The following is an 11,373-nucleotide window of genomic DNA, read 5'->3' on the forward strand; positions in this document are numbered from 1 at the left end:
TAAGCGAATTAGTATTATTCGCCATTTGCACGAAACGTATGGCCAAAAAATAAAGCGTTGCTTAGTAGTCGACTAGTCCCATACCAGTAACCTCTAAATACAGGGTCATCGGTCATGCCTATTACTGTACCTCGCCCGTATGAGTGAGCAATTAAGCCTGCGCCGCCAGCAACTTGCTCAACATTAACGGCATCGGTAAAGCCTGCCAATAATGGATTTTTAGTGTAGGTAAGTATATTTACGAACGGAGCATCGGAAGCTTCTAGCAACCAAGTACTGTTTTTGAATACGGGCAATGTATTGCGATTAAGTGAAAATGTAAGCGGGTGTGTTAAGTCTACATTAGTATTAAAAATGGCACCTGCAATGCGCTGACGCCCTGCTAAATGATCTTTATCACCATAACTTAAACCTGTCGTATTAAATGCACTCGCTACATCTTGTCGTGATAGGTAGCTTGCTTTGAGTAATTGCTGATCTGCTAAAAATTTAGCGCCGCCTTTGTGACCCCAAATAACGCCGCCTTTTCTTACCCAGCTTTTGATAGCCACTTTGTCGGTATCAGATAAGCTATTGTAATTGCCATGAGCAAGCACAATATGGCTGTAGTCACTTAATTCGAGTGAGCTTAAGCGGTTCATTTCAACAATTGTTGGTGCAACACCTACAAAACGATCTAGGTAATACCATACTTCGCCTACTTCGTACTGGCTTGCGCCTAGCCCGCCAATAAGCAGTACTTTTGGAGCACTAACAACCGCCATTGATCGCGACCCTAAATCGGCTCCTTTACTTGTTAAGCCTGATGTAATTGGTTTAATTGCAATACCAAACTCATTTTGTGCTTTATTTAGCAGAGTAATCCAATCTGTATTTGTTTGTAATCCTGCCGGTATAATAATACTTCCAGGTTTAAAATTAATTTCTCCTGATGTTGATTTAGCCGTTAACGCTTTTAGCGCTACACGTGCTTTTATACCTTGCTGTAATAAGCTATTTAACATTTTAGGTGCTAAATAATCATCCCACGAAAAACCAAAAGCATAGCCCTCGGTGAGTGAAGCAAATGATGGGGTTAGTACTTTTTCCCATGCTTTATCAGCAACCTTTAATCCCCAGCTACTTTTCACTTTAGAAAATGGCAGATTAAACGCATGCGCTAATGTCCAGCCTGATACATCGTAAAAAGTATTATCAGTAAAGTTTTTTTGCTCACTAAAAACCGCTTTTACCAAACGGTATTGTGGCTGCGCTAATGGTACAAAGTAGCTATGCCTACTGAAATTCTTACCATCTGCTTTTAATGATTTAGTAAGTGGGTAAGCGTTAATTTGATGCTGCTTTAACAATTCTAAAAAGTGCATAATACGGGTGTTGTCGCTTGCACCTTCAACAACATAACCTTCAAAGCTTTCATCGCTGGCTAAATCAGTAGCTTGATTGTAAAACTTAGCCTGGTAATCAAGTAATGCTTGGCGGTTATCAACTGCTGCCTTAAAGGTAGATAAACTCGTTAACAGTTGATTTTTAATAGTAAAAGGAAAAGTCAGTGTACCGTTTATGGTTTCTTGCACATGTCCGCGAGAGCTGGCTTGCTCAAATAAAATACCGACACCACCATTTACATCAGGATAGGTTGAACCTTTACCGTAATAGAAGTCATCAAAGCTTTCTTCGGTAAAGTACAGTGCGTTGTTTTTATCTAACGTTTTTGCGTGATAGTTAGCAATCGCTTTGGTTAAAGTTACATTTTCATCCGGTGTTATTGGGTGTTTACGGCTTGGAATACCTGGTTGAAAAAAGTAACTGCTATTAGGCCCCATTTCATGAAAATCGGTTAAGACATTTGGTTTCCACTGATGAAATTTGGCAATACGCGCGCGCGATTCAGGATGTTGTAGTAATAACCAGTCACGATTTAAATCAAACCAGTAATGGTTAGTACGGCTACTTGGCCAGTTTTCAACATGCTCACGGGTTTTAGGGTCACTTGATAAGTTCATGCCTCGGTTACTGTTGGCCCAATTAGCAAAACGAGCAAGCCCGTCAGGATTAAGTGAAGGGTCGAGTAAAATAACCGTGTTATTTAATAGCTCATCTATTTCAGTACCTTGTGCAGCAGCTAAGTAATATGCCACCAGCAAAGATGAGTTACTACCTGATGACTCATTACCATGAACACTGTACCCCATCCATACAACGGCAGGATCGTCTTGTGCCTTACCACTGTTATTACTTAAGCGTGCTAAGTGGGCTTGCCGTGTCTGCTCTATGTTTGATAACTTATCAGCAGCAGTAATTGTTAGCATTACTAACGGGCGTTGTTCATGCGTGCGGCCAATCACCTCAAAATTTATACGGTCGCTTTTATCAGCAAGTATTTCCATATAACGTACGAGCTGATCGTGTCTCACGTGCCACTCTCCTACTTCGTAACCGAGTACTTGCTCAGGAGTAGGAATTGAAGGGTCAAATTTTACATCTTGTTCAAAATAATACGAAAGTGGCTTAGCTACACTTGAAAAGCTAAGCAACACCACCATTAATGTTAATACCAAACGCATATAAATCACTCAAAAAATGTTCGTTGTTTGCACGCTACCATTGCTTAAAATAGATGCCAACTTTTTACGCTCAACACTAGCCGCAACACGATGAGCGGAGTATGATACGCAGTATCCGAGTAATTTAGTCAAGTATAGATGGTTTTATGATTTCTATTTCCGAAACAGCGCAAGCGCATTTTGCTAAACTATTAGCAGATCAATCACAACAAACCAATATTCGTGTGTTTGTTGTAAACCCTGGTTCATCACAAGCGGAATGTGGTGTGTCTTATTGTCCAGAAGACGCTGTAGAAGCGAGCGATATTCGCCTAAACTTTAACGGTTTTGATGCCGTTGTAGATGCAGAAAGTGCTCCATTTTTAGAAGAAGCTGAAATCGATTTTGTTACCGACAAAATGGGTACTCAGTTAACGCTAAAAGCACCAAATGCAAAGGCGCGTAAAATAGGTGATGATGCATCGTTAAACGAACGTGTACAGCACATGCTAGAAACCGAAGTAAATCCACAACTTGCTAACCACGGTGGTCAAGTAAGCCTTGTTGAAATTACAGCTGCAGGTATAGCTATACTTCAGTTTGGTGGTGGTTGTAACGGTTGTTCTATGATCGATGTAACGCTAAAAGAAGGCATTGAAAAAGAAATGATAGCTAAGTTTGAAGAAATCACCGGTGTTGCTGATATAACAGAGCACGAAGCGGGCGATCACTCTTACTATTAGGCCTTTTAAATGCTAAAGCAGCTTATCTATCGCTTAGGGAGCAACCCTAAGCTGAGCTTAAAGCGCTTTTTTCGCGGCTTAGCACTGTTTGTGCTAGCCGTGATATTCATATCTATTGGGTATTACACTCACTACAGCTTACAAATAATTGGCGTTATAATTTTACTCCCCGCATTATTTTTTGCCGGTTGGGGCTACTGCGGTATTTTTGCCAATCGTTTTTCACAAGTTTTAAAAGATATGGGCCCTAAACACCACGACCCCGATCTCTGGAAATAAACCATTCATTTATTTAATCTAATAGCTGATTATTTATTTTTAAGTGGTAATATTTAATGATTAATGTAACCCCGCGCATTAACATAAAGCAGCTCATAGCCAGCCATAACCCATTATTTTCCCAGTCTATAAACACCAAAAACACACCAAAAAAACCAACTCCAGCGGAAAGTATCATACTGTTACGCATGTTCTTTGCTCTTGTGAGTCCAACAAAAACACCATCAAACAAAAAGCAGCTCATGGCCAAAATAGGCAATACTATTAGCCATGGCAAATAGTGAGTTGCCTCTTGAATAACCTCTGGCACATTGGTTAAAAGCTTTATTATAGTGCTGCCAAATAATGCAAAAAAAGCGCTATATAACACGCCAAAAAGCATGCCCCAAAATACACTTATTTTAACCCATAGTTCTATATTTTTAACACTTCCTTGGCCTTTAGCTTGTCCTACTTTTGCCTCAGATGCGTAAGCAACGCCATCAAGAGCAAAACTCACCAACATTAGAAAGTTAAGTAAAACAGCATTAGCGGCGAGTGTAGTTTCGCCAATTCGCGCTGCGTAGAATGTCATAAAACTAAAACATAATTGCAGTATCAAAGAGCGAATAAATATATCTCTATTCAAACTCAATAATTCAGCCATTTTGCTAATACTTAGCCAATTCGGTACATTTAGTTCAATACCTTGCTTTTTAGCTAATTTAACCACTAAAAACAGTGCAAATACTAAAGCCGTATAATCAGCAATAAGTGAAGCCCAAGCAGCGCCTGCAACTGCCCAATCTAAATAAACCACAAAATAAATATCGAGCACTATATTAACGATATTAGTGACGAGTAATAAATAAAATGGTCCTCGACCATAATGCACGCCAAGCATCCAACCCAATAACACTAAATTACATAATGCTGCTGGAGCACTAAAAATACGAATGCTGAAATACTGATATGCTTGGGTGAGTACATCGCCATTGGCGGCGGAGAGATAAGCAATAGCGTGCTTTATTAATGGGGATAACACAATTAATAGCAAAGCCACTGCGCTTGCAAGTAATAGGCTTCGTTTAAGTAAAGCGGCAAGTTGGGTTAAATCGTTTTTTCCGTACGCTTGTGCCACGAGTCCTGTGGTGCTCATTCTTAAAAAACCAGCAAGCCAAAATAAAATAGATATAACTGCAGAGCCGAGGGCAATACCCGCTAAGTAATGAGCGCTTCCTAAGTGCCCAATTACAGCAGTATCAACAATTCCTAACAACGGCACTGTGATATTTGATAGTATCATCGGACCCGCTAACAACAGCAAGCTTTTATGGTGTGCCTTATTATGTATAAGAAATTGTTTCATTTAGTATTATTTATCCTCATTAGTATATCTGTGCGGGCTCAAGCAGCCGTTATTTTACAGTATCATCATGTTAGTGAAACCCTACCCGCTGTAACGAGCGTTAGCGCCAATACATTCACTAAACATTTGAGCTATTTAAAAGAGCACAACTTTAACGTTATTCCTCTTAATGACTTAATAAGCGCACTTCAGCAAGGTGAAACCTTACCTGATAAAACTGTCGCCATCACCTTTGATGATGGTTATAACAATAACTATGAACAAGCGGCGCCTATTTTAGAAAAGTTTGGCTACCCGTACACTATCTTTGTAAATCCTAAATTAATAGACGAGGGCATGAGCTACGTAATGGGGTGGGATAAGCTCAAAGAATTATCTAAAAAAGGGGCATTAATAGCCAATCATAGCGGACAACATGATTACTTACACCTTAAGCTTGAAAACGAAACCGATGCACAATGGCAATCACGTATTAAGCAAGATATTCTTAGCTCTCAAAAGCGTATAAAAGAAGAAATAGGCCACGACTATAAATACTTAGCATACCCGTATGGTGAGTTTAATAACGAGCTGCAAGCACTTGTGACAGAGCTTGGTTTTGTGGGTATTGGTCAGCACTCCGGCGCTGTAAATAAAGACTCTAATTTTAGCCGCTTACCGCGTTTTCCTGCATCAGGCTTTTACAGCAAACTAGAAACTCTTATTACTAAGCTTAACTCACGCGCGTTTAATATCACCAATTTAACTTATCAAGATAGCGTTACACAACAAAATCCACCCACGCTCACAATTGAATTTAAAATGGGTGATTTTCATAAAAGCCAATTTGCCTGTTACGTATCAAGCGTAGGCCAAGCAGATTTAAAATGGGTAAATAAAAATACAGTCGAAATAACCTCACCAAAGGTGCTTAATAAAGGGCGTTCTCGTTTTAATTGCACGGCCCCTTCTATTTCAAGCCCTGGTGATTACTTTTGGTTTTCGCAGCCTTGGGTAATTGAAGCGCCTAAACCTTAACTGCCTGATGTAATAGTCGCTGGGTTATTTTATCCAGCGCAACTATCTCGTCCGCTGCATTTAACTCAGCGGCAGCCTTAGGCATACCCCATACCACCGATGAGTACTCATCTTGAGCCAAGGTATACGCACCGTTTTGTTTTAGTGCAAGTAACCCTTTTGCGCCATCACTCCCCATCCCTGTTAGTATGGCTGCAACTACGTTTTTAGCTCCTGTCTCAACTAATGAGTTAAACAGCACATCTACCGCAGGTTTATGTCTGTTGACCGGCTCGCCATCATCAAGCTGGCAATACAAGCTAACACCTCGCTTTTTAATACTTAAATGAAAACCACCTGGTGCTATATAAGCCCAGCCAGTGCTAAGCTTATCGCCATGTTCAGCCTCTTTCACATTTATCGTGCATGTACGATTCATTCGCTCTGCAAATGAGGCGCTAAACACAGGAGGAATATGCTGAGTAATTACAATGGGCGGGCAATTTTGTGGCATTTTAATAAGTACTTCTTTGATAGCCTCAGTACCCCCCGTGGAAGCACCTATCGCAATTACTTTATTAAGTAAAAATTGAGAATGGGTATTAATAGGCTCATTTGTGACGACCGTTTTTTTATAGCTTCTTACTCTTGCTCCAGCAGCTATTCGCACCTTTTGTTGAACAAGTGATGCATATTGACTCAATTGCTCTCCTACGTTGTTAGTAGGCTTAGCTATAAAATCAATAGCCCCTAATTCGAGTGCCTCGAGTGTAATAGGAGAGCCTTTTTGGGTCAGTGTTGAAATCATCACTACTGGCATTGGTCTTAATCGCATTAAGTTTTTTAAAAAACTAATGCCATCCATTTTTGGCATTTCTACGTCGAGCGTTAATACATCAGGATTTAACTTTTTTATCATTTCGCGAGCTTCGTAGGGATCCTCAGCGCTCCCCACTACCGTAATATCTTTAGCTTGCTGTAATATTTCAGTGAGTAAACGCCTAATTAAGGGGGAGTCGTCAATTATTAATACTTTAATCATGCATACTCCTAAAACAGCTCTATATCAGTTACTACTTCTTGCTTTTTAAGGTTTTGTAAGTAACGGACTTCGCGTTTTTCAATCGTATTATTATGTAGGTTTTTAAGTTTTTTCATATGAACTTTACCGGTGTTCGGATGAAAAAATATTTTTCGTGGCCATGGTCCACCCATATCGTGGGCAACTAGATTTAATGCCTCTTCTTTAATATACGCCGCTGCAAAACTAATATTACCCAGCCCTATATCAGTCATCGCACTAATAATTTTACCCCCACCAAAAAGTTTTACTTTTAGGTTACAGCGAGACGCACCATTTTTTAAAACTTCGTTTATAAGATACTCCATAGCCCAATTACCGTACCGACAACTTAAACTATGCGCATTCTTAAGTTCTACTCCCTTTTGAATTGGTAACATAAAGTGATTCATGCCCCCAATCCCTAGTACTTCATCGTAAACACAAGCCGCAATACACGAACCCAGAACTGTAGAGATCAGCTCATTATTTTTAGAAACATAAAACTCACCCGGAAGCACTTTAGCAACAACGCTACCTCGGCCCGAGTCCCAATATCGTTTAATATGTTCAAAGTTAGGTAATACCGGCCTAAACTCTGCGTGCATTTTGTCCCTTTTCGTACATAGTTTTCCCTAAATTTTTAAATTGCGCATGCTCTTTTCCCATACTTTCTGAGTGACCTAAAAACAAATAACCTTGTTCATTTAATATATTGGCGTAACGTTTAAAAAGCTGATCTTTTGTTTCTTTATCAAAGTAAATAACAACATTACGACATAAAATAAGATCAAATGATCCTTTCATTGGCCAATCTTGCAATAAGTTTAAACGCTTGAATGAAATAGACTCTTTTAGTCTATCTTTAACTTTATAGTTTTCACCGTCTTTACTTTTTAAAAACCAACGCTTAAGTTGCACGTCATCTAAGCCGTTAACATTCGCTGCGGTGTAAATACCCTTTTGTGCTTTTGCCAATACATTAGAATCTAAATCGGTTGCTAGTATTTTTACATCCCAATTGCTTGGAAATGCATTATTTAAAGTCATCGCCAAACTGTAAGGCTCTTCTCCTGTTGAGCAACCTGCAGACCAGATTCTTACTCGCTTACTATTTTTATTTGCCTTTAAGAGAGCAGGTACAAGCTCAGATTTTATAAATTCAAAGTGGTGTATTTCACGAAAAAAAGACGTTAAGTTAGTTGTTATTGCATTAATAAAGGCATCAAACTCCTGATCTTTATGGCTATTTAAATACTCTAAATAGGCTTTAAAGTCAGTTAGTTTTCGCTCTCTAATACGTCTTGCTAAGCGTGAATAAACCATCTCTCGCTTATGCTCACCTAATACAATTCCACATGCGCTATAAACTAAACTGGCAATTTCTTTAAAGTCGCGGTCGGTACACAAAAACTCTTTCATTGTTCGCTCTCAATTTAGCCTGCCAAATAATACCTCGCTGTGATTATGTATTCAGCGAGGTATATAAGAAGATTGGTTGTTAAAATTCTTCCCATTCATCAGCAGAGTCTACAAAGTTATCACCTCTGGGTTTATTACTTACAAAACTGCTTTGCGACTTATGAGATAATTTAGGTGTGCGCATAGTCGGCGAAATCATCGCCATCTCTTGCTGACCTATTGAGAAAAAGTTAAGTAGTTGGCGCATCTCATTAGCTTGCTCAGCCATAGACTCGCCAGCGGCAGAGGCTTGCTCTACTAAGGCGGCATTTTGTTGCGTCATTTCGTCCATTTGTGAGATTGCGGTATTAACTTGTTCAATACCCGCACTTTGTTCTTCAGATGCCTCTGTAATATCAGAAATCATTTGCGTCACTCTTTGCACCGACACAACAATCTCTTTAAGTGTAGCGCCCGACTCATTAACTAATTGAGAGCCATCAGCTACTTTGCCTACACTATCTCTTATTAACTCTTTAATTTCTTTCGCTGCGCCTGCAGAGCGCTGTGCTAAATTACGAACTTCACCTGCAACAACCGCAAAGCCTCGACCTTGTTCACCAGCCCTTGCAGCCTCTACTGCAGCATTAAGCGCTAATAAGTTAGTTTGAAATGCTATTTCGTCAATGACACCAATAATATCTGCAATTTTCTTGCTCGACTCATTAATTGCCGACATGCTCGTAACTGCTCTATTTACAACCTCACCACCTTGAATCGCCTTTTCGCATGTTTCTTCTGCTAAATCGTTTGCCACTTTTGCGTTATCAGCATTTTGGCGAACGGTGCTAGTCATCTCTTCCATGCTCGACGCTGTTTCTTCAAGTGACGAAGCTTGCTCTTCTGTACGTTGGCTTAAATCAGCATTACCTTGAGAGATTTCCTCTGCACCACTGGCTACAAGCGTTGCCGATGAATTTATGCGATTAATCACTTCCGTTAACTTATCTGCCGTAGCATTAGCATCGCGTTTGAGTTTATCAAATGAGCCTTTATATTCTTTTTCAACTCGTTTTGATAAATCACCATTTGCCATCGCATCGAGCATACTGCCCGTGTCAGCAACTGCATCATCAACTATTTTAACTAAGCTATTTAGCCCTTGAGCCAAACGTAAAAAGAATCCTTCCTTGCCTTCTTCCGCGACTCTTGTATCTAATTCGCCATTACCAGCAGCGCTAATAAGTTCGGCTATTTCTTTTTCAAGCGCAACCTCATTGGTCCTATCTTCCCACTCAACAATGGTGCCTAAATGCTTTCCATCTTGGCTAATCCAAGGTGAAGCAATCAAGGTGAAAGTGACACCCGCTAAAAGTAATTCGGCTTTATGAGGCTTATCGAGATTTTTTAATAAATCGCGCTGATGATTAGGGTGCTTATGAAAATCATCAACACAGGTGCCAATTAAATTATCAACAGAAAAGCTTGGTAATACAGTTTGTAATTCTTTTTCGCGGACTTTTAGCATTTGCTGAACACGATCGTTCACAAATACTATATTAAGGTCTTCATCAGCAATCATTACGTTCGCTTGGCAAACTTTAAGCGCATTTGCTAAATCGGCTGCTTTACGAGATGCTTTTTCAAGCTCTTTTTGTTCAGTAATATCAGATGCGTATTTAATCACTTTAAACGGCTTGCCGTTCATATCATAAATTGGGTTATAAGATGCTTGAATCCAAACCTCCTGACCCTGCTTCCCTATTCTTAAATATTCCCCTGAATCAAATTCACCACGACCTAGTTTGGCCCAAAATTCTTTATATTCGATACTATTTGCATGTTCGGGTTCAATAAAAAGCCTATGGTGCTGACCTTTAATCTCGCTAAGTTGATAACCAAGTGCATTTAAAAAGTTATCATTGGCATCAATAATAGTGCCATCTAAATTAAACTCGATAACCGCTTGAGATTTACTTATAGCACTAATTTGCCCTGAAGCTTCTGCTGCTATTAACTTTTGCTCGGTCACGTCGGTGGCAAACTTAACTACTTTTAATACTTGCCCTTGCTCATCAACAATTGGGTTATAAGTTGCTTGGATCCATACCTCAGCTCCACCTTTTGCATTACGCTTAAACTCATCTGAGATAAACTCGCCATTACGCAGGCGTTGCCAAAAGTTCTTATAATCGTTGCCCTGAGCTTCATCTGGGTCAACAAACATAGAGTGATGCTGGCCTTGAACCTCTTCAAGGCGATAGCCCATCGCGTTTAGAAAATTCATATTTGCAGTAATTATTTTTCCGTTAGGTTCAAACTCAATCACCGCTAATGATTTATTCAATGCGTCTACAATTAAATCATTACTTGATTTTGACTGCTTTGGATTACTAAACCATCCCATGCTCATCACCACCTTTAAGTTTATTATTCATTTAGTTTCTGTTTGCTAAATATTCATTGTTTTTTGCAGGTCAATTAGCGCTACCATTTTTTCACCAACATTCACCAACCCAGCTACATATTCACAATTATTCGATTCAGATAAACTAGGAACCGCTTTCGCATCTTGCTCCGCAATACTGTAAACATCAGAAACGGCATCAACAGCAACACCTATAATTTTACTACCTAGTTCAAATTCTATTTTGACAACGATAACCACCGTTAATGGCCCATAGTCGACACTTGGTAATCCAAAGCGCAACCGTAAATCAATAATTGGCACTATTGTTCCACGTAAATTAATAACGCCTTTTACAAATTCAGGCGCATTGGGCAGTACTGTAATTTCTTCCCAACTGCGAATTTCTTGTACTGTTAAAATATCAACGCCGTATTCTTCATCAGCCATAATAAAAGTTAAAAACTGTTTTACACCTTGCTGTTGCTGAAGATTTAATTGATTACTTAACTGGCTTTGCTCTGAGCTCATAACGCCTCCAAAGTGGCTTGCGTTTCAATCGTTAATTCTTGGCTACCTGGTTTTTTTAAACCTGA

General features: G+C 39.5%; 10 protein-coding genes. 3 read left to right on the forward strand and 7 right to left on the reverse strand.

Annotated elements, in window-relative coordinates:
• Positions 1 to 14: 14 nt before the first annotated feature.
• Positions 15 to 2,564, reverse strand: coding sequence for a M14 family zinc carboxypeptidase (locus CXF89_RS19435; RefSeq protein WP_121955519.1), 2,550 nt, complete (start codon positions 2,562 to 2,564; stop codon positions 15 to 17).
• Between the two features lie 146 nt (positions 2,565 to 2,710).
• On the opposite strand from CXF89_RS19435, the gene nfuA reads away from it, so the two are divergent.
• Both nfuA and CXF89_RS19445 read left to right on the forward strand, forming a co-directional pair.
• Positions 2,711 to 3,286 carry a Fe-S biogenesis protein NfuA gene (gene nfuA / locus CXF89_RS19440; RefSeq protein WP_002959571.1) on the forward strand — a complete coding sequence of 192 codons (576 nt, stop codon included), beginning with the start codon at positions 2,711 to 2,713 and terminating at the stop codon, positions 3,284 to 3,286.
• 9 nt (positions 3,287 to 3,295) lie between these two features.
• The gene (locus CXF89_RS19445) at positions 3,296 to 3,565 is read left to right on the forward strand and encodes a hypothetical protein (RefSeq protein ID WP_002959572.1); all 270 of its coding nucleotides are present in this window, start codon (positions 3,296 to 3,298) and stop codon (positions 3,563 to 3,565) included.
• 13 nt (positions 3,566 to 3,578) lie between these two features.
• On the opposite strand, the gene CXF89_RS19450 is transcribed toward CXF89_RS19445, so the two are convergent.
• Positions 3,579 to 4,850 (reverse strand): MATE family efflux transporter, encoded by a 1,272-nt coding sequence (locus CXF89_RS19450; protein ID WP_076925853.1) that lies wholly within the window; start codon positions 4,848 to 4,850, stop codon positions 3,579 to 3,581.
• A 42-nt stretch (positions 4,851 to 4,892) separates the two neighbouring features.
• Between CXF89_RS19450 and CXF89_RS19455 the strand changes: the two genes are divergently transcribed.
• Entirely contained in the window at positions 4,893 to 5,930 is a 1,038-nt protein-coding gene (locus CXF89_RS19455) for a polysaccharide deacetylase family protein (RefSeq protein ID WP_121955520.1), read from the forward strand.
• Here the strand turns inward: CXF89_RS19455 and CXF89_RS19460 are convergent.
• The 5 genes from CXF89_RS19460 to CXF89_RS19480 form a co-directional block, all read right to left on the reverse strand.
• A complete protein-coding gene (locus tag CXF89_RS19460; RefSeq protein WP_101216093.1) occupies positions 5,920 to 6,951 on the reverse strand; it encodes a protein-glutamate methylesterase/protein-glutamine glutaminase in 1,032 nt (343 codons plus the stop codon). The genes CXF89_RS19455 and CXF89_RS19460 overlap by 11 nt on opposite strands.
• Positions 6,952 to 6,959: 8 nt before the next feature.
• Complete coding sequence (gene cheD, locus CXF89_RS19465) at positions 6,960 to 7,577, reverse strand: chemoreceptor glutamine deamidase CheD (RefSeq protein ID WP_039489124.1); 618 nt, start codon at positions 7,575 to 7,577, stop codon at positions 6,960 to 6,962.
• The gene (locus CXF89_RS19470) at positions 7,561 to 8,391 is read right to left on the reverse strand and encodes a CheR family methyltransferase (protein ID WP_024608681.1); all 831 of its coding nucleotides are present in this window, start codon (positions 8,389 to 8,391) and stop codon (positions 7,561 to 7,563) included. Before CXF89_RS19470 ends, cheD begins: the two co-directional genes overlap by 17 nt.
• Before the next feature lie 79 nt (positions 8,392 to 8,470).
• Positions 8,471 to 10,777 carry a methyl-accepting chemotaxis protein gene (locus CXF89_RS19475; RefSeq protein WP_010554953.1) on the reverse strand — a complete coding sequence of 769 codons (2,307 nt, stop codon included), beginning with the start codon at positions 10,775 to 10,777 and terminating at the stop codon, positions 8,471 to 8,473.
• Between the two features lie 45 nt (positions 10,778 to 10,822).
• Complete coding sequence (locus tag CXF89_RS19480) at positions 10,823 to 11,308, reverse strand: chemotaxis protein CheW (protein WP_007584959.1); 486 nt, start codon at positions 11,306 to 11,308, stop codon at positions 10,823 to 10,825.
• Positions 11,309 to 11,373: the final 65 nt, after the last annotated feature.

It is taken from the genome of Pseudoalteromonas sp. MelDa3, assembly GCF_002863625.1.
GTDB lineage: Bacteria > Pseudomonadota > Gammaproteobacteria > Enterobacterales > Alteromonadaceae > Pseudoalteromonas > Pseudoalteromonas arctica.

Excerpts from the sequence above, each read along its gene's own strand:
- CXF89_RS19435 (WP_121955519.1), bottom strand. The coding sequence starts at position 2,564 with ATGCGTTTGGTATTAACATTAATGGTGGTGTTGCTTAGCTTTTCAAGT.
- nfuA (WP_002959571.1), top strand. The coding sequence starts at position 2,711 with ATGATTTCTATTTCCGAAACAGCGCAAGCGCATTTTGCTAAACTATTA.
- CXF89_RS19445 (WP_002959572.1), top strand. The coding sequence starts at position 3,296 with ATGCTAAAGCAGCTTATCTATCGCTTAGGGAGCAACCCTAAGCTGAGC.
- CXF89_RS19450 (WP_076925853.1), bottom strand. The coding sequence starts at position 4,850 with ATGATACTATCAAATATCACAGTGCCGTTGTTAGGAATTGTTGATACT.
- CXF89_RS19455 (WP_121955520.1), top strand. The coding sequence starts at position 4,893 with ATGTATAAGAAATTGTTTCATTTAGTATTATTTATCCTCATTAGTATA.
- CXF89_RS19460 (WP_101216093.1), bottom strand. The coding sequence starts at position 6,951 with ATGATTAAAGTATTAATAATTGACGACTCCCCCTTAATTAGGCGTTTA.
- cheD (WP_039489124.1), bottom strand. The coding sequence starts at position 7,577 with ATGCACGCAGAGTTTAGGCCGGTATTACCTAACTTTGAACATATTAAA.
- CXF89_RS19470 (WP_024608681.1), bottom strand. The coding sequence starts at position 8,391 with ATGAAAGAGTTTTTGTGTACCGACCGCGACTTTAAAGAAATTGCCAGT.
- CXF89_RS19475 (WP_010554953.1), bottom strand. The coding sequence starts at position 10,777 with ATGGGATGGTTTAGTAATCCAAAGCAGTCAAAATCAAGTAATGATTTA.
- CXF89_RS19480 (WP_007584959.1), bottom strand. The coding sequence starts at position 11,308 with ATGAGCTCAGAGCAAAGCCAGTTAAGTAATCAATTAAATCTTCAGCAA.